The organism is Qipengyuania flava (genome assembly GCF_019448255.1).
GTDB classification, from domain to species: domain Bacteria; phylum Pseudomonadota; class Alphaproteobacteria; order Sphingomonadales; family Sphingomonadaceae; genus Qipengyuania; species Qipengyuania flava_A.
The window spans coordinates 429,166-444,805 of record NZ_CP080410.1 but is presented as its reverse complement, the minus strand read 5'-3'; the positions used below and the strand labels follow the sequence as shown (position 1 = coordinate 444,805).

The 15,640-nt window shown below is 64.0% G+C and carries 21 protein-coding genes; 12 read left to right on the top strand and 9 right to left on the bottom strand.

The window, feature by feature from the left end; translation table 11 throughout:
- Window positions 1-6 precede the first annotated feature (6 nt).
- The 4 genes from KUV82_RS02285 to argB all read right to left on the bottom strand — a co-directional run bounded on the left by KUV82_RS02285 (window position 7) and on the right by argB (window position 2,887).
- On the bottom strand, window positions 7-726 hold the full coding sequence (locus KUV82_RS02285) for a hypothetical protein (protein WP_219955294.1): 720 nt from the start codon (window positions 724-726) through the stop codon (window positions 7-9).
- Window positions 723-1,619: a bifunctional methylenetetrahydrofolate dehydrogenase/methenyltetrahydrofolate cyclohydrolase FolD gene (gene folD, locus KUV82_RS02280; protein WP_219955293.1), complete on the bottom strand. Its 897-nt coding sequence runs from the start codon at window positions 1,617-1,619 to the stop codon at window positions 723-725. The genes KUV82_RS02285 and folD overlap by 4 nt, the downstream gene beginning before the upstream one ends.
- Window positions 1,619-1,909: a YggT family protein gene (locus KUV82_RS02275; protein ID WP_219955292.1), complete on the bottom strand. Its 291-nt coding sequence runs from the start codon at window positions 1,907-1,909 to the stop codon at window positions 1,619-1,621. The genes folD and KUV82_RS02275 overlap by 1 nt, the downstream gene beginning before the upstream one ends.
- A gap of 81 nt (window positions 1,910-1,990) precedes the next feature.
- The gene (gene argB / locus KUV82_RS02270) at window positions 1,991-2,887 is read right to left on the bottom strand and encodes an acetylglutamate kinase (RefSeq protein ID WP_219955291.1); all 897 of its coding nucleotides are present in this window, start codon (window positions 2,885-2,887) and stop codon (window positions 1,991-1,993) included.
- 124 nt (window positions 2,888-3,011) lie between these two features.
- On the opposite strand from argB, the gene KUV82_RS02265 reads away from it, so the two are divergent.
- Window positions 3,012-3,158, top strand: coding sequence for a hypothetical protein (locus KUV82_RS02265; RefSeq protein ID WP_219955290.1), 147 nt, complete (start codon window positions 3,012-3,014; stop codon window positions 3,156-3,158).
- Window positions 3,159-3,167: 9 nt separating this feature from the next.
- Here the strand turns inward: KUV82_RS02265 and KUV82_RS02260 are convergent, their stop codons facing one another.
- A complete protein-coding gene (locus KUV82_RS02260) occupies window positions 3,168-4,079 on the bottom strand; it encodes a sulfotransferase domain-containing protein (RefSeq protein WP_219955289.1) in 912 nt (303 codons plus the stop codon).
- A 126-nt stretch (window positions 4,080-4,205) separates the two neighbouring features.
- Between KUV82_RS02260 and KUV82_RS02255 the strand changes: the two genes are divergently transcribed.
- Window positions 4,206-5,051 carry an SDR family NAD(P)-dependent oxidoreductase gene (locus tag KUV82_RS02255; RefSeq protein WP_219955288.1) on the top strand — a complete coding sequence of 282 codons (846 nt, stop codon included), beginning with the start codon at window positions 4,206-4,208 and terminating at the stop codon, window positions 5,049-5,051.
- 4 nt (window positions 5,052-5,055) lie between these two features.
- Here the strand turns inward: KUV82_RS02255 and KUV82_RS02250 are convergent, their stop codons facing one another.
- Complete coding sequence (locus KUV82_RS02250) at window positions 5,056-5,607, bottom strand: DUF4440 domain-containing protein (protein ID WP_219955287.1); 552 nt, start codon at window positions 5,605-5,607, stop codon at window positions 5,056-5,058.
- Window positions 5,608-5,703: 96 nt separating this feature from the next.
- Here KUV82_RS02250 and KUV82_RS02245 point away from each other — a divergent pair, with 96 nt between their 5' ends.
- From KUV82_RS02245 to KUV82_RS02235, 3 genes are all read left to right on the top strand, one after another.
- Entirely contained in the window at window positions 5,704-6,366 is a 663-nt protein-coding gene (locus tag KUV82_RS02245) for a hypothetical protein (RefSeq protein WP_219955286.1), read from the top strand.
- Window positions 6,367-6,572: 206 nt separating this feature from the next.
- Entirely contained in the window at window positions 6,573-6,959 is a 387-nt protein-coding gene (locus tag KUV82_RS02240; protein ID WP_219955285.1) for a thermonuclease family protein, read from the top strand.
- A 361-nt stretch (window positions 6,960-7,320) separates the two neighbouring features.
- The gene (locus KUV82_RS02235; protein WP_219955284.1) at window positions 7,321-8,769 is read left to right on the top strand and encodes a sulfatase; all 1,449 of its coding nucleotides are present in this window, start codon (window positions 7,321-7,323) and stop codon (window positions 8,767-8,769) included.
- 69 nt (window positions 8,770-8,838) lie between these two features.
- Here KUV82_RS02235 and KUV82_RS02230 read toward each other — a convergent pair whose 3' ends face one another.
- The gene (locus KUV82_RS02230; RefSeq protein WP_219955283.1) at window positions 8,839-9,138 is read right to left on the bottom strand and encodes a hypothetical protein; all 300 of its coding nucleotides are present in this window, start codon (window positions 9,136-9,138) and stop codon (window positions 8,839-8,841) included.
- A 94-nt stretch (window positions 9,139-9,232) separates the two neighbouring features.
- Window positions 9,233-9,487 (bottom strand): YdcH family protein, encoded by a 255-nt coding sequence (locus tag KUV82_RS02225; protein ID WP_219955282.1) that lies wholly within the window; start codon window positions 9,485-9,487, stop codon window positions 9,233-9,235.
- 177 nt (window positions 9,488-9,664) lie between these two features.
- Here KUV82_RS02225 and KUV82_RS02220 point away from each other — a divergent pair, with 177 nt between their 5' ends.
- From KUV82_RS02220 to KUV82_RS02210, 3 genes are read left to right on the top strand one after another with little or no spacing between them, the layout of a single operon-like run.
- The gene (locus KUV82_RS02220) at window positions 9,665-10,000 is read left to right on the top strand and encodes an H-type lectin domain-containing protein (protein ID WP_219955281.1); all 336 of its coding nucleotides are present in this window, start codon (window positions 9,665-9,667) and stop codon (window positions 9,998-10,000) included.
- Entirely contained in the window at window positions 10,001-10,576 is a 576-nt protein-coding gene (locus KUV82_RS02215) for a hypothetical protein (RefSeq protein ID WP_258319807.1), read from the top strand.
- 30 nt (window positions 10,577-10,606) lie between these two features.
- Entirely contained in the window at window positions 10,607-11,461 is an 855-nt protein-coding gene (locus tag KUV82_RS02210; RefSeq protein WP_219955280.1) for a hypothetical protein, read from the top strand.
- Window positions 11,462-11,469: 8 nt separating this feature from the next.
- Here the strand turns inward: KUV82_RS02210 and KUV82_RS02205 are convergent, their stop codons facing one another.
- Window positions 11,470-12,525 carry a ribonucleotide-diphosphate reductase subunit beta gene (locus tag KUV82_RS02205; protein ID WP_219955279.1) on the bottom strand — a complete coding sequence of 352 codons (1,056 nt, stop codon included), beginning with the start codon at window positions 12,523-12,525 and terminating at the stop codon, window positions 11,470-11,472.
- A 229-nt stretch (window positions 12,526-12,754) separates the two neighbouring features.
- Here KUV82_RS02205 and KUV82_RS02200 point away from each other — a divergent pair, with 229 nt between their 5' ends.
- From KUV82_RS02200 to KUV82_RS02185, 4 genes are all read left to right on the top strand, one after another.
- The gene (locus KUV82_RS02200) at window positions 12,755-12,997 is read left to right on the top strand and encodes a hypothetical protein (RefSeq protein ID WP_219955278.1); all 243 of its coding nucleotides are present in this window, start codon (window positions 12,755-12,757) and stop codon (window positions 12,995-12,997) included.
- Window positions 12,998-13,239: 242 nt separating this feature from the next.
- The gene (locus KUV82_RS02195) at window positions 13,240-14,037 is read left to right on the top strand and encodes a helix-turn-helix domain-containing protein (RefSeq protein WP_219955277.1); all 798 of its coding nucleotides are present in this window, start codon (window positions 13,240-13,242) and stop codon (window positions 14,035-14,037) included.
- Between the two features lie 63 nt (window positions 14,038-14,100).
- Window positions 14,101-15,168, top strand: a complete 1,068-nt coding sequence (locus tag KUV82_RS02190; RefSeq protein ID WP_258319806.1) for a serine hydrolase domain-containing protein — start codon at window positions 14,101-14,103, stop codon at window positions 15,166-15,168.
- Between the two features lie 120 nt (window positions 15,169-15,288).
- Window positions 15,289-15,534, top strand: coding sequence for a DUF2171 domain-containing protein (locus tag KUV82_RS02185; RefSeq protein ID WP_219955276.1), 246 nt, complete (start codon window positions 15,289-15,291; stop codon window positions 15,532-15,534).
- Window positions 15,535-15,640 lie beyond the last annotated feature (106 nt).

Below are 15,640 nucleotides of genomic sequence, written 5' to 3'. Positions count from 1 at the left end.
GCGATCCTATCCTTGCGGCGCGGGCCAGCGTTCGTCGATGACCCGGCGCCACGCGCCTTCGGTGAAGGCGTAAACACGAAGGAGCCGCGTAGAGCCTTCGTAGCCCCAGCGCCAGGACAGCGTGCCATCGGGCGAACGCATTTCCTGAAGGTCGATGTGGCGCGCCGGCGCACCGCTTTCGGGCCGGGTGCAGTCGGTAACGCGGCCATCGATCGAGGGGATGCCGGGCACGACGATCGCGTTCGGATCGTCCGGCGTTTCGGCCGGGGTGCGGACCGGCTGCGGATCGTCGAGGACCGAAGCGGTGTGCAGCCAGCGATAGGTGCCGTCCCGCTCACGCTGCCAGCTCGTGACATAGCTGCCGACCTGCCCTTCCGGCGTTTCGTAGCGTCCCTGGCTCACGGCAAGGCGGCTGTCGCAGCTCATCCAGATGAGGCCGGGCGCCCAGGGCGATACTCCGGCTGTCGTCGACGGCAAGGCCGTGGCCGCGGCCTGTGCGCCAGCGGCGGTGAGGAGCTGCGCTGACGGAGCGGCGAAGTCGAGCCGCGCGGCGGCCTCTCCCTGCTCGCGCGCCTCGCGCAGCATGGCGATTTCACGGGCATAGATGCGGCTCGGCTGCGCAGCGCCGGGTGCGGAGGACAGGATGCGCTGATAAGGATCGCGCGGGCTCTGGTTGGCCGCGCAGGCGCCAAGGGCCAGCGCGAGCAGCGCCGCGACTGCCCTCACAGCGCGCCTTCAGCGAGCTCGAGACCTTCGTTGCGATAGGCCGCGACCAGCGTGTTGCGCAGCAGGACCGCAATGGTCATCGGTCCGACACCACCGGGCACCGGAGTGATGGCCGAGGCAACACCCTGCGCGCCCGCGTAATCGACATCGCCCACCAGTCGGCCCTTGTCCGCGCCCGGTTCGGGCGGCAGGCGGTTGATGCCCACATCGATAACGGTCGCGCCGTCCTTCAGCCATTCGGCCTTGACCATTTCCGCACGGCCCACGGCGGCGACGACAATGTCTGCGCGCTTCACCACGCCGGGCAGATCCTTGGTGCGGCTGTGCGCGATAGTCACGGTTGCGTTGGCGTCGAGCAGAAGCTGCGCCATCGGCTTGCCGACGATGTTGGAGCGGCCGATGACCACCGCCTCGAGACCCGACAAGTCGCCCAGCCGGTCGGTCAGCAGCATCATGCAGCCAAGCGGCGTGCAGGGCACGAAACCGCTCTGCCCGACCGCGAGGCGGCCGGCATTGGTCACGTGGAAACCGTCGACGTCCTTGTCCGGGCTGATCGCTGCGATAACCGCCTGCTCGTCGAGGTGATCGGGCAGCGGCAGCTGGACGAGGATGCCATCGACGGCCGGATCGGCGTTGAGCTGCTCGACCAGCGCAAGCAGGTCCGCTTCCGTTGTATCGGCGGGCAGCCGGTGCTCGAAGCTTTCCATGTTCGCCGCCACGGTCGCCTTGTGCTTGCTGCGCACATAGACCTGGCTGGCCGGGTCTTCGCCCACCAGCACCACGGCAAGGCCGGCCTTGCGGCCTGCCGCGCTGGCGAAGGCGGCCGCGTGTTCTCCCACGCGCTCGCGAAGGCGGGCGGCAAAGCCCTTTCCGTCGATAACCTGTGCGCTCATCAGCTGTAGATCACATTGCCGAGGACGATGAGGACGATGTTGAGCAGGATGATCAGCACCAGCGGCGAGAAGTCGATCGCGCCCGTGTTGGGCATCACCCTGCGGATCGGGCCAAGCACCGGTTCCAGCAGGCGGTTGATCGACATGTAGAAGGCGCCGAGAAACTCGTTGCGCTGGTTCACCACGTTGAAGGCGAACAGCAGCCCGATGATGAACTGGATGATGATCAGCATCACCAGCACATTGGTGAGCATCGCGACGATCTGGTAAATGGTGCTGAGCGCCTGCATGGTGTCGAGCGTTCCCGTGGTTTTTGCCTTGCGTTGCGTCTTACAGGGGTAACACGCAGCGCGCCACCCCCGACCGACCGGTTACCGACCCTTTGCGACCAGCGTACCGGCGCCGCGCGCGGTGAAGAATTCGAGCAGCATGGCGTGGGGCACGCGCCCGTCGAGCACGACCGCCGCCTCGCAGCCCGATTCCACGGCCTGCACGCAGGTTTCGAGCTTGGGGATCATGCCGCCCGAGATCGTCCCGTCATCGCGCAGCCGCCAGATGTCAGCAGGCGTGAGGTCGGTGAGAAGGTTGCCCTGCTTGTCGAGCACACCGGTCACATCGGTGAGCAGCAGCAGGCGGGCAGCACCAAGAGCGGCGGCGAGAGCGCCTGCCATGGTGTCGGCGTTGATGTTGTAGGTGTGCCCGTCCTCGCCCACGCCGATGGGGGCAACCACCGGGATCATGCCCGCAGCGGTGGCGGTTTCGAGGATGGTGGTGTCGACCTTCGCCGGTTCGCCCACAAAGCCGAGGTCGAGTGCCTTTTCGATAAGGCTGTCCGGGTCCTTCTGCGTGCGCTGCAGCTTGGTCGCGGTGACGAGGCCGCCATCCTTGCCCGAGATGCCAATCGCCTTGCCGCCCGCGCGCGCAATCGAGCCGACGATCGCCTTGTTGATCGCACCGGACAGGACCATTTCGGCGACGTCCGCGGTCTGCTTGTCGGTCACGCGAAGGCCGTCGACGAAGGTGGTCTCGACACCGAGCTTTTCGAGCATGGCGCCGATCTGCGGCCCGCCGCCATGCACCACGACCGGGTTGATGCCGACTGCCTTCAGCAGCACCACGTCTTCGGCAAATTCGCGCGCCGCGCGTTCATCGCCCATGGCGTTGCCGCCGTATTTCACCACGAAGCTCTTGCCCGCATAGCGCTGGAAATAGGGCAGCGCCTCAATCAGGGTTTCCGCCTTGGCGTGGATATCGGGTGCGTTCGTCATGCGCTGCCGATTAGCGATGCACACGCCGGGAGGCAAAGGTTAACGCCCCGAAAGCGCGCTTAACCCGCTGGCAAGGCGGTGCCACTATACCGCCGCCATCACAAACCCCGAGGAGGGACAGACCATGGCACACGCACACCAGCGCGCCCGCTCGTCCGACCGTCGCGGCACCGACCGCCGTGTCGAGCAGGTCGCGATCGCGTTCGACGACCGCCGCGAAGGCGAGCGCCGCAGCGGCCGCGACCGCCGCGCCGATCCGAAAAACGCCTGATCCTCTCCCCTAGGCCGGGGGATCGATAGCCGCCGCAAGGCTGGCGAAATCGGCGTGTCCGGTCGCCGGTGCCACCCGCTCGGCCCAGAGCGCGTCGATCTGCTGGGCGATGGAGGGCGGGACGACCTTGGCATCGCTGCCCTCGGCCTGGACTTTGCTGGAATCGCTCGCCGCGGGAATGCCGACCTTTTCTTCGAGCGCCTTGGCGACCATCGCGTCGTCGAAGCGATCCTTGTGCGCGACCATGAACTCGCGCGACGTATGCTCCTCGACCAGGGCGAGCAGCGCGTCGGTCGGTTCGATCCCGAGGAAGCGCGCCAGCCGTTCGATCATCGCGCGCTTGTTTTTCACCGCCCACTTGTAAGTGGCGAGCAGTGTGTCGGGTTCGTCCTTGCGGGCGTACCAGCTGAGCAGATGCGTGTAATAGTCGCAGCCGCCCGGGCCGCCCATCATCCACATCGGGAAGAAGTCTTCCATCGAGATCGCGCCGGGCTCGAAATGCCAGCCGCTGAAGAAACGGTAGAAGGACACGTAGGTCTCGTGCGGATCGCGCAGGGTGACGACATAGCGGCACCCCTCCGGCAAACGCTCATATTCGCGGTGCGACTTGAAGCCGCGCGGCTCGGCGCGCTGGGCGCCGTTGACGTCATGGTCGATGAGCGCGCCTGTATCCTCCCACGGCGTCATGCGGCTGATGTCGTCGAAGTCCATGTCGCCCGCGCCAGTGGCAGCGCCCATGCGCAGCTGGTGGAACATCTGTTGCATCATCGTGGTGCCGCTCTTGGCCCAGCTGGTGATGAAGACATCGCCGGGCTGCGATTCCAGCGGCTTGAAGTGCTGCGCCGGGATCTGCGCCGCAGCGCCCATGTTCATCCCGATTTCTTCGACCGTGCGGGCACGGCGCCCCAATCCTGCCGTCATGCTGTCCCCCTCTCCTACATGCGCGACAGGCGGGAGTATGGCACGCACGCCCGCTTGCGCAAAGGGACGTTGCGAACCGGACCGCGCGCGTCCATCGTGCTGGCCGAGAGAGAGGGAGAGAGTCGGATGGAAAAGCTCGAAGGCAAGGTCGCGTTCGTTACCGGGGCAGGATCTGGGATCGGCCTCGGGATTGCGCAGGCGCTGGCCGCCGCCGGGGTCAAGGTGATGCTGTGCGACATTGACGAGGCTGCGCTGGGCGCCGCGGTAGACGGCCTCGCGGCCACAAACGCCGATGTGGCGGGCGTGCGCGCCGATGTGTCGCTCAAGGACGAGCTGCGCGCGGCCGCTGACGAGACGATCGAACGCTTCGGCAAGGTCCATATCGTGGTCAACAACGCCGGGGTCGGCGGCGGCGGCGAATACGGCGAGTGGACCGACGCCAGCTGGGACTGGACCATCGGCGTGAACCTGATGAGTGTCGTCTGGGGGATCGAAATCTTCGGCCCCCTGATCGAGAGCCATGGCGAGGGCGGACATATCGTCTCCACCGCCAGCATTGCAGGCCTGATGGCCGCAGTCGGGCCGTCCTACAACGTCACCAAATACGGCGTGGTCGCCCTGTCCGAGGGTCTGCGCCCGCAGTTGGCGCTGCGCGGAATTGGCGTCTCGGTCCTGTGCCCGGGCTTCATCCGCACGCAGATCATGGATTCGCGCCGCGCGCTGCCTGACCGCTATGGCGAGATCGAGGAAATGAACGAGGAAGACGCAGCTTCCGAATTCGTCCAGGTCGCACGCGCCGCGATCGAGAACGGGATCGACCCGCGCTATGTCGGCGAACTGGTGCGCGAAGGCATCGAGGGCGACTGGCCCTATATCTTCACCGACACCGAGTTCGAGCCGGTGATCGCGGAGCGCTTCGCCAACATCACCGCCGGTTTCGACCGTATCCGCGACCGCACGCCCGAACGCTGAGGCGCTAGTCCGCCCCTGCCGGCGGGTAGGGCATGGCGGGCCCGTGATCCACGCTCAGGCTTTCGAGCAGGCGGAAGGCCCCTTCTTCGGGCATCCACTGCCAGGAATGGATATAGCGCCCGCCGCCGGTCATCTCCCAGCCGCCCTGTCCATCGTTCAGGGAGGCGCGCCATTCGTGGAAGGTGTGATGCCCCTCCTCCAGCACGCCCCAATCGCCGAGGCGCTGGATACGGCGTGAGCCGGGGACGAGCAGGCGGCGGTTCTTGTAGCCTTCTGCGTCCCCGCCGGGCGCGCGCCTGGCGCATTGCTCGCGCGACTGATCGACCATTTGCGCGCCGCTCGAGGCCGGCATGCCGACGAGGTCGTGCAGCATGCGGAAGTCCGGATGAATGAGCTCGGCGACAGCGTCCGGGTCGCAGCCCTCGAAGAAGCCCCAGAACAGCTGCGCGTCGTTGCGCTCGATCTGTTCGCGCAGAGCATCGCCGCGCGGCATGGCGGGCGGCGTATCGGCGGCGGCCTGGGCGAATAGCAGCACGGAGGCGAGGGTGGTTAGCATCGGGCATCTCTCCATTGTGTATTACTTATACAATACACCGCGGCGGTGCGCACGCAAGGCGTTTCCCTTTGCCGGCAAGGGCAGTAGGCTCGCATTATGACCATTCGCACCCTTGCCGCGGCAATTGCCGCCCTCGCCCTTTCCGCCTGCACCGAAGACCCGCAGCCCCTGGCCCCGCGCGCCGAGACACCGCAGGAGGCGTTCTGGAGCGCGCTGTCGAGCCATTGCGGCAAGGCCTACGAGGGCGGCATCGCCAGCGAGGACGAGCGCGACGCCGACTGGATGGGCAAGCGCATGATCGCGCATTGGGCCGAATGCGAAGACGAGCGGATCGCCATCGCCTTTCACGTCGAAAATCCCGAGGAGGAAGGCGGCTGGGACCGCAGTCGCACCTGGATCCTCACGCGCGACATCTACGAGGACGGCAACGGTCCGATCACGCTCAAGCACGACCACCGCCACAGCGACGGCGAAGTGGACGCCGTGACCTTCTACGGCGGCACCACCGCGCCGGGGGACACGGGCAGCGCGGGCGGGCAGGATTTCCCGGTCGACGAAGAGAGCATCGCCCTCTTCACCCGCGAAGGCCTCGACGCATCGCTCACCAATGTGTGGCGCGTGGAGGTGGACGCAGCCGGTACGCCGGACGCAGGCTTTGTCTACCAGCTCACCCGCAAGAACGACCCGACGCGCCTGTTCCGTGTCGAGATGGACGCGACCGCGCCCGTAGCCGCGCCCCCGCCCGCCTGGGGCTGGTAGGCGCGCAGGAACGCAACAGCCAGGAAATCGCCATGGGCAAAGTCCTGAAGTTCGATCGCAAACGGCGTCGCAAAGCGGCTTCGCGAAGCAGCACGAACGGGTGGCAGAGCGCTTTTGTTGCCGTCCGCCCGTGGCTCTTCCTGATCGCACTGGCGACAGTCCTCGCCCTCTGGCGAGAACCGAACCTTGTGCGAACGCCCGATATCATGACCACCGAACCCGTCACCCTCGACGCACGCTGGACGCCCTGCGGTAGGGGTCGCGGCCACTACTGCGTTGTTGACGGCGACACGATCCGGATCGGATCCGAAAGGGTCCGGATACTCGGCCTCGACACTCCGGAAATCGAGGGCCGCTGCGATGGCGAGTCCGCTCTTGCCTTGAGAGCGAAGGAGCGGATGCTGCGCTGGCTGAACGCGGGCCGCGTCACCACGCGCACGCGCATCGATAGGCCGCGGGACCAGTACGGCCGCCAGCTGCGCGAAGTGTATCGGCACTTCCCCGACGGATCGCGCGAATACGCGGCCGATGTGCTTGTCGCCGATGGGCTCGCAAGGCCCTACAATGGCGGCAGCCGTGGAGGCTGGTGCTAGGCCGATTGGGGGTTCGTCTTTCTCTTGGGAGGGTGACGTGCGCGCTACACAGGTAGATCCGGCCATGGCCCACAGCCTGTACCGCAGGCTCGCAAAGCTTGCCGTATTCGTATGGAGTTTTGACTGCACCGTTGTGGGCCTGGAGGAACCGCAATATTTGCCCGGATAGTACAAGTTTCCATATTTACTTTCACGCGCCTCCATGGAAAAGGCACTTCGGACTTTTTAGGGGCGCAAATCAGTTATGGGTCGGCAATTCTTGGGCCGCGCGAGTACTCTCGCGCTTGCTTTGTGTGTGGCATCCTGCGGCGGTGGGGATAGCGGCGGCTCGCCGGCACCCCCGGTCCAGACAGCGACGCCGGTGCCCTCGCCCACACCAACGCCGTCGCCGACGCCCACCCCTACTCCAACGCCGACACCCACGCGCATCAGCGATATCGATGGTCTCCAGAATGTGCTGGTCATCATGATCGACGACTTGCGGACTGAAGTCGGCGCCTACGGTAGCCCGTGGGCCGTAACGCCGAATATCGATAGTCTGGCCAGCGAAGGTGTGCTGTTCGAAAACGCCTATGTACACTTTGCGGCCTGCACACCGTCGCGCATGTCGTTCCTGACCGGCAAGCGCCCGACGGTCGAGCAGATCGAGATGGGCGCTGCCTTCCAGGTCCACACGACGTTCCTCAATGGCGTGACCCTGCCGGACCTGTTCAAGGCGAACGAGTTCACGACCTCCTCCTTCGGCAAAGTCTACCACATCTGGCAGGACGATGCGGACGCATGGGACCGCGTGGGCGAGAACGAAGACTACAATTTCCTCGTAGCCAACGAGCTGCTGACCAGCGACGGGCAGCATAAGCATACGACCCTGCGATGGACCTCGGACACGCCCCTTCCTGACGAGGCGAATGTCGCGGCGGCGGTCGAGCATATGGGCAGTCTTGCCGAGAAGCCGGACAGGTTCTTCATGGCGGTTGGCATTCACCGTCCGCACCTGAACTGGATCGTTCCGGAGCAGGACTGGAACCTCTATTCCGCAGACCGGCTTCCGAAGCCGATCAATCCGGCAGGGCAGACCGGTGCGCCCCGTTTCGCGATGCCGGCCCAGAACGAGTTTATCAACCACTCCGAAATCAAGCAGTACGGCAACAACCTGCCCGAGAGCGTGGCCACGACCCTGCGCTGGGGCTACATGGCGTCGGTCTCCTTCGCAGATCGCCAGGTAGGCGAGCTGCTGAAAGGGCTGGAAGAAGCCGGCCTTGCGCACAACACCATGGTGGTCCTGTGGAGCGACCATGGCTACCGGCTTGGCGACAACGGTGTGTGGGGCAAATGGTCGAACCACACGCTCGACACGCGTGTGCCGCTGATCATCCGCTCCCCGAGCCTGGCCGAGGCCGGCGGGCGCCGCGAGCGCGCCATCGTTGAGACGGTCGATATCTTCCCCACGATTGCCGAGATGATGGGCCTTTCCGCGCCCGATACGGTGGAGGGCTTGTCCTTCCTCCCCGTCCTCGACACGCCAGGCACGGATTGGAAGCGCGCCTCCTTCTCCTTCACGGTCCGCGGGGCGAAGCCCTTCACGACCGTCGGGGAATCGCTGAACATGGGCCGCTATCGCTACACGGTATGGACCGACCGGCGGACCGGAGCGGTCAAGGCCCGCGAGCTGTACGACAAGACGATTGATCCGGACGAAAGCGTCAATCGCGCCGCCAGTCCCGAATATGCCGAAGTTGTCGGCTGGGCGGAATCGCTGCGGGCGCGCGGCTGGCGCGGGATCCAGAACGACGTGAAGGCGCGCAACTAGGGCGCGCCTTCCGCTGCCATTCCGGCCAGGCGCCGCGCCGATCAGGGCGCGGCGCGTGGTGTGGACTGCTTATTCGCCGGGTTCGAGGCCTTCGTCTTCTTCGACGACGATCGGATCGACCATGGTGGTGTCGTCCGTCGGCTCCGATTTCAGCAGTTCGTCGATCGATTCCTCGCCCGGTTCGTTGATGTCGATCGGCTGGTTGATCCGCTCTTCCTGCGTGGTGATCGCGGAGTCCGGGATCGTCTCAAGGCTCTCGTCGCCATCGGGGTTGAGGAACATGATGACGGCGACAACCGCGAGCAGCGCGATGACGCCGACCCACAGCCAGCGGGTCGTCGGATTGGGGTTGGGGACCGGATCGGTCATGGGGGGCTTCTCCTGTTTGCTTTGCCCTATCAATGGATTGGGCGTGCAGGATGTTCCGTAGCCCCCCGGCACGGCGCGCGCTCGCCGCGTGCGCTCAGGCCTCGGCGCGGGCCGCTTTGACGATGGCGGTGATCGTATCGAGCAGGGCGAGGCGCTGCTTCTTGAGCGCTTCGACGCGCGCATCGCTCGCCGCCTCGGTTTCCGCCTCGATCCGGTGCACCTCGCGGTTCAATGCGTGGTACTCCTCCGCCAGCCGCGCGTAATGCGCATCCTCGCGCTTCAATCGCGTCAGCAGATCCCGGTCGCGCTTGAAGATCTCGGTGAGTTCGTTGGGGGTGTGCTGCGACATCGGGGGTGCATCCTTCTCTTGCGTGGTCTGTGAGAAGCGATGCTAGCGATCGGGCGCGGAGCGTCGTTGCGGTGGATCAAAGTTGGTTGGTCAACAGGCTTTGGCGGCAATTTCCAATCTTTCTCTTAGCCATGCGCCAAGCTGAAACTCACATCGCCTTCAGAGAGGAGAGAGTTGATGGCAGCTTGTCCAGAATGCGACCATGCGAAGACGCGCGCGCTAGATCCGCAGTTTGCGGAATTCGACTGCGGCGAGTTTCCCGATATGCGCGAGGAATCGCCGGCTGGCGCGCATCGGTGCTGGTCCAAGACCGTCGAGGTCTGTCAACCGATGCCGGAGAACGCCCGCATCATGCTGTCGATCCGCCTGATGGACTGCGATACGGTAGCGACGTCCAACCTGCGCTATGAAATCACCGCGCACGATATCGGCAAGGAAAGCTTCAAGATTAGGCTTATGACGTGGGACAACACGAGGCTGAACAAGGTCCGCGTTGCTTGGGCCATCGTCTAGATGCGGAAACCAACGAGCGTCTCGACTCTCGACAAACTTGGGCGTGTCCGGCTGTCGAAGCATTTCTTCATGCGCGACATGCTGCATTCGGAGATAGCGCAGTTTCACGGGCTGATGAATGCGCCCGAAGATCCAGACCTTGCCATCGAGATCGGCACGCGATTGTGTGAGAATTTGCTCGAACCGATACAGGAGCGCTGGGGTCGCATCACCATCCGCAGTGCCTATCGCTCGCCCGAGGTCAATGCGCTCGGCAACCGGCTGCAGGCCGAAGGCAAGGCGGGCTACAATTGCGCTTCGAACGAAGCCAACGCTGCGGGGCATATCTGGGATAGGCTCGACGCGAACGGGCACAAGGGCGCGACCGCTTGCATCGTCATTCCCGATTTCTGGGATGCCCACCAAGCGGAAGGCGACTGGCAAATCCTCGCCCGCTGGATCGACGCGAACCTCGATTACGGCTCACTCTATTTCTTCCCGACCCTATGGGCAGTCAATGTGCAGTGGCACGAAAAGTCGGAGCGGCGGGTGGATAGCTACGCGGTGCCGAAGGGACGGTGGAGCGCAAAATCTTGAGAACCAGAATTCTCTCTGTTGCAAATCTCTTTGAAAGCAGATCTCGCTAGCCCGATGGAAGATTTGGAAAAACGTTTCGCGCTTTCACCATTGATTGATGCCGAAATCGATGTCGGTGGACTGGGCTTGGTAGCATTACATCCAGAAGTTGATCACGACCTGCGATTGAAGGTCACAGCGGCGGTGATAGCTCACCATCAAGGCTATTCATCGGCCGACTACGTATACAAACGCCACCTTTCAGGAGTGGCAGTTCACAAATCGCGCGATCAAGTCATTCGAGAAGCGGTTGTTGATTATTCTACTGCTTTCGACAAATTTTACCGATCATTTCCGCCGCGAGATAGTGAGAGGATCGGTGTATTCGCCTTCGACTTGGCATTTGTTCGGAGTCATGAATCGATCAAACTACTATTAAGCACTGCCAGACAAGGTTTTTTGATCGAGCCGTGCCTCATTGCGAGATCGCTAATCGAGCAATTCGCATATGCAGTGGCCGTCTGTTCATCGGATGAAGACGATGTCGTGTTTAAGACAATGCCTCAGCGGTCAATAAGTAAGCTGAAAGAAGTTCAGGCCAGCGCGGGGAAAGCCTATGGCCTGCTTTCCGAACTGTCCCATTACAATCCTAATCTTCATTTCAGCTTCATCGGCGAGGAGGACGGCTCACAGGTATTGCAGAGATGCTACAGCTTCAAATTGATATCACTTGGATGGGTTTTCTATATTCTCGACCTTCAATTCCGAGTATTCCGACACTGCTATCATCAGCATCCGAGCTTCGGCTTAGTCGAGGCTCTAGAGGGGCGAGCCGCCGCAGACTTCGATGAGTTTTTCGACGGCGCCCCTGCCGAAGTAAATGCCTTTATCAGGGAGTTATTCTAGCCGGCCATCTACTCCGCCGCCTGCGTCTCCGCTTCCTCGAACAGGCCGGGGCCGTCGTCTTCGGCCTCTTCCTCGTTGGCGGCCTTGGCCTTGTTGCGCTTGTCGAAGCTCGACCAGACGGTGTTCCAATCGCCCTTGGTCGCGCCCTTCGAATATTCGGTCGCGCGGGTTTCGAAGAAGTTGGCGTGCTCCACGCCGTTCAGCAGCGGGGCGAGCCAGGGCAGCGGGTGGTCGTCGATCATGTAGATCGGCGAAAGGCCCAGCTGGCCCAGGCGCCAGTCGGCGATGTAGCGGATGTACTTCTTGATTTCCTTCGCGGTCATGCCGCTGACCGGGCCCATTTCGAAGGCGAGGTCGATGAAGTTGTCTTCCAGCCGCACCGACTTCTGGCAGATGTCGATGATGTCTTCCTTGACCGCCTTGGTCAGGCAGTCACGCTCGCGCACGAACTCGTGGAACATGCGGATGATGCCTTCGCAGTGCAGCGATTCGTCGCGCACCGACCAGCTGACGATCTGGCCCATGCCCTTCATCTTGTTGAAGCGCGGGAAGTTCATCAGCATGGCGAAGCTGGCGAACAGCTGCATGCCTTCGGTGAACGCGCCGAACATGGCGAGCGTGCGGGCGATGTCCTCGTCGTTGTCGACGCCGAACTGCTGCATGTAATTGTGCTTGTCGGCCATTTCCTCGTACTCGAGGAAGGCGGAGTATTCGCTTTCCGGCATGCCGATGGTGTCGAGCAGGTGCGAATAGGCGGCGATGTGCACCGTCTCCATGTTGGAGAAGGCGGTCAGCATCATCTTGACCTCGGTCGGCTTGAACACGCGGCCGTATTTGTCGTGGTAGCAATCCTGCACTTCGACGTCCGCCTGGGTGAAGAAGCGGAAGATCTGGGTGAGCAGGTTGCGCTCGTGCTCGGTGAGCTTCTGCGCCCAGTCGCGGCAGTCCTCACCCAGCGGAACTTCCTCCGGCATCCAGTGGATCTGCTGCTGGCGTTTCCAGAACTCGTAGGCCCAGGGGTACTCGAAGGGCTTGTAGGTCTTGCGGGCTTCGAGCAACGACATCTTGTGGATCTCCGGTTTTTCGCGTGGACGACTCATATAGTGAATCAGAGTGCGGATTCGAAGGCAAGCGGGAATGATTCGGCGGGGATAAGATGGGATAAATTTTTTATCCCGGCGCCCTACCGCTGCGCTGCTTTAGGGCGTGGCGCGCCCTACGGCCTTGCGTGCGCGACGAGCTGCGGAACGCGCAGGCAGCCCCTCTCGTTGGTTGGGTAAAGGAGATTGACCCATGGGTGAATACGCCCCCGACGACCAACGCGACGTCCATACGGCCAAGAACGCCGACTGGCGCGAGGCCGAAGAAAACAGCGACAGCAGCGACACGCAGGCCGAAGCCCAGATGGGCTATGGCAACGCGCGCGATGCGGAGGGCAGCAGCGAGCAGGACGAAACGCTCGCCGACCTGTCCGATGACGCCGCGCCGCATGTCCGCGCCCGCGCCGATGCGGCAAGGCCGCTCGGCGGCGTCTGACGCGCACACCAGTTTCGGGGATAGCGACATCGTTCGGTTTTCCCCTTTTTGCGGGCGATGTCCGCATACCCCGGCGCCCTGCTCTTCCCTCGAAGGGTGGGGCGTCTTCTTTGTGCCCTACCGCTTCGCTGCTTGAGGGCTGGTATGATTCTACGCCCTACCGCTGCGCTGCTTGAGGCCGGGGATCCTACGCTCGTCGGCTGGGGCTGGACCTTGGGCGCACCGCGCCTATCGTCCCCAGCATGGCAGAGGCCCCTTCATCCAGCCCGCTTGCCCGCGGACCAGGGCAGATCTGGGGCGCGCGGTCACAGCGGCAGGCGGCGCACGGGGTCGATTTCGCCATTTACGACGCGATCGACATCGAGATCGAGCCGCATTGCCATGAGGACCGGCACCTCATCTTCGTGATGGGCGGCCATTACATCACCAGCGCCGAAGGCGCGCCGCCCGTCAGCGCGACGCCCATGCTGGTCGACAACCCGGCGGGCACCAGCCACCGCGACCGGTTCCTGGGTTCGAAAGGGCGTTTCCTGGCGATCACCATCGATCCGGCGCTGTCATGGGAAGGCCCGGCGACCGCCCGCCGCGACCGGGCAGCCATCGCGCGCATGACGTCGCTTATCGAAGACCTCGAGTTTGCGAGCCCGACGCTTGCAGTCGAGGAGCTTGCCATCGAGCTGCTCCAGCGCGAGTCGGTTCCCGAAAGCCGCGCCACCCCGGCCTGGCTCTCGCGCAGCTGGGAGCTGGTGATGGAAGAGGACATCGCCGCCATCGACCTTGAGCGGGTGGCTACGGAGGCCGGCATCCATCCGGTGCATGTCGCGCGCAGCTTTCGCGCGCTGTGCGGGCGCACCGCCGGCCAGCTCCTGCGGGACCGCCAGTTCGAGGAGGCTTGCCGCCAGCTTGCGCTGACCGACAGCCCGCAAGTCGACATCGCGCTCGACCTCGGCTTTTGCGACCAGGCGCATTTCGCGAATTTCTTTCGCCGCCGCGCAGGCATGGCGCCGGGCGCCTATCGCAAGCTGCGGCGCAATGTTTGAAATCTACAAGATTGCGGGGAAGGTCATGGCAAAGGGGGGCAAATCCTTTTCCCGGAGTATCCCATGCCCGCCCTCAATCGTCTCCTCGCCTTCGCCCTTCCCTGCCTCATGGCCGCCTCTGCACAGGCGCAGGGCGTGATCGACCTCGACACCCTTCCCGTCACCGGTCCCGATGCCGAGTATGCTGGCGTCACCAGCGTGCTGGTGATGCAGGACGGCGAAATCGTCGCCGAACGCTATTTCGAAGGCGATGCGGACACGCTGCGCAACACGCGTTCCGCGACCAAGACGGTGACCGGCATGTTGGCCGGCATTGCCGTGGGCGACGGCACGCTGGCGCGCGACAGCCGCGTGCCCTCCTTCTTCCCCGACCACACAGTCGCCAACCCCGACCCGCGCAAGGAAGCGGTCACCATCCTCGACCTCGCCACGATGAGTTCGATCGCCGAATGCGACGACATGAACATGTTCTCGCGCGGGCATGAGGAGCGGATGTACCTGATCGAGGACTGGCCGGGCTTCTATCTCGACCTCCCGGTAAAGGGTTTTCCCGCCTGGGCAACGCGGCCCGAGGACAGCCCCTATGGCCGCGCCTTCTCCTATTGCACGGCGGGCGTCACGACGCTTGGCGCCGTGGTCGAGAACGCGAGCGGCACGCCGCTGGAAGATTTCGCGCGTGATCGCCTCTTCGCCCCGCTCGGCATCACCAACGCCAAATGGCAGTTCTCGCCGCTGGGCCTCGCCCAGGGCGGTGGCGGTCTGGAGCTGTCGACGCGCGCGCTGGGCAAGCTCGGCCAGTTGCTGCTCGATGGCGGAGCCTATCGCGGCCAGCGGATCCTCCCTGCCGACTGGGCCAAGGAGACGCTCAGCCCCCAGGCCGATGTGCCCGGGCGCGAGGGCACGGAATACGGCTATCTCGTCTGGCTTCAGGAAGCGGAGGCAAACGGTCGCCGCGTGGTCACCCGGTCCATGGCGGGCAATGGCGGCAACAAGGTCATAATCGAGCCCGAGACGCGTTCCGTGACGGTCATCACGACCCGCAATTTCGGCCAGCGCGACGCGCACGCCAAGAGCGACCGGCTTTACGCCGAAGCCATCCTGCCAACCCTTCTGGAGCGCGCCCCACGCTAGCTCGGACGGCGGTTCGGCGGCCCGTTCGCGGGGCCGTGCCTCAGCCGCGACGAAGCGTGGACCCACTTCTCATACCGCCCGTTGGTAAGGTGTAAGCAACGCAAAACAAAAGGGTTTTACATGTTTGAGAAGCTCCGCATCAAGGAACATATGGAAGTCGCCAACTCGGAAGGCCTGCACGTCGGCACCGTCGACGCGGTGCAGGACGACGCGATCAAGCTGACCAAGTCGGACAGCGCGGACGACATGCACCACTTCCTCTCGCTCGAAGACGTCGAGAAGATCGATGATAACCGCATCTACCTGAAGGAAGGCGCACGCATTCCTGAAGGTCTCGGCAACAAGGCCGTCATGGAAGACGCCTAACCGATACGCACACGCGATCCCCTAGCGGATCGACAAGGCCCCGCCCCGGTTCCCCCCGCGGCGGGGCTTTTGCTGCCTGCCCTTGCGGAATTGGCGCATTCCATTG

What these genes read in the sequence shown, in the direction of transcription:
- KUV82_RS02205 (WP_219955279.1), bottom strand. Translation starts at nt 12,525, where the DNA reads ATGTCGTTGCTCGAAGCCCGCAAGACCTACAAGCCCTTCGAGTACCCC.
- KUV82_RS02245 (WP_219955286.1), top strand. Translation starts at nt 5,704, where the DNA reads ATGACCATTCGCACCCTTGCCGCGGCAATTGCCGCCCTCGCCCTTTCC.
- KUV82_RS02220 (WP_219955281.1), top strand. Translation starts at nt 9,665, where the DNA reads ATGGCAGCTTGTCCAGAATGCGACCATGCGAAGACGCGCGCGCTAGAT.
- KUV82_RS02200 (WP_219955278.1), top strand. Translation starts at nt 12,755, where the DNA reads ATGGGTGAATACGCCCCCGACGACCAACGCGACGTCCATACGGCCAAG.
- KUV82_RS02240 (WP_219955285.1), top strand. Translation starts at nt 6,573, where the DNA reads ATGACCACCGAACCCGTCACCCTCGACGCACGCTGGACGCCCTGCGGT.
- KUV82_RS02255 (WP_219955288.1), top strand. Translation starts at nt 4,206, where the DNA reads ATGGAAAAGCTCGAAGGCAAGGTCGCGTTCGTTACCGGGGCAGGATCT.
- KUV82_RS02275 (WP_219955292.1), bottom strand. Translation starts at nt 1,909, where the DNA reads ATGCAGGCGCTCAGCACCATTTACCAGATCGTCGCGATGCTCACCAAT.
- KUV82_RS02185 (WP_219955276.1), top strand. Translation starts at nt 15,289, where the DNA reads ATGTTTGAGAAGCTCCGCATCAAGGAACATATGGAAGTCGCCAACTCG.
- argB (WP_219955291.1), bottom strand. Translation starts at nt 2,887, where the DNA reads ATGACGAACGCACCCGATATCCACGCCAAGGCGGAAACCCTGATTGAG.
- KUV82_RS02265 (WP_219955290.1), top strand. Translation starts at nt 3,012, where the DNA reads ATGGCACACGCACACCAGCGCGCCCGCTCGTCCGACCGTCGCGGCACC.
- KUV82_RS02190 (WP_258319806.1), top strand. Translation starts at nt 14,101, where the DNA reads ATGCCCGCCCTCAATCGTCTCCTCGCCTTCGCCCTTCCCTGCCTCATG.
- KUV82_RS02225 (WP_219955282.1), bottom strand. Translation starts at nt 9,487, where the DNA reads ATGTCGCAGCACACCCCCAACGAACTCACCGAGATCTTCAAGCGCGAC.
- folD (WP_219955293.1), bottom strand. Translation starts at nt 1,619, where the DNA reads ATGAGCGCACAGGTTATCGACGGAAAGGGCTTTGCCGCCCGCCTTCGC.
- KUV82_RS02250 (WP_219955287.1), bottom strand. Translation starts at nt 5,607, where the DNA reads ATGCTAACCACCCTCGCCTCCGTGCTGCTATTCGCCCAGGCCGCCGCC.
- KUV82_RS02230 (WP_219955283.1), bottom strand. Translation starts at nt 9,138, where the DNA reads ATGACCGATCCGGTCCCCAACCCCAATCCGACGACCCGCTGGCTGTGG.
- KUV82_RS02260 (WP_219955289.1), bottom strand. Translation starts at nt 4,079, where the DNA reads ATGACGGCAGGATTGGGGCGCCGTGCCCGCACGGTCGAAGAAATCGGG.
- KUV82_RS02215 (WP_258319807.1), top strand. Translation starts at nt 10,001, where the DNA reads ATGCGGAAACCAACGAGCGTCTCGACTCTCGACAAACTTGGGCGTGTC.
- KUV82_RS02195 (WP_219955277.1), top strand. Translation starts at nt 13,240, where the DNA reads ATGGCAGAGGCCCCTTCATCCAGCCCGCTTGCCCGCGGACCAGGGCAG.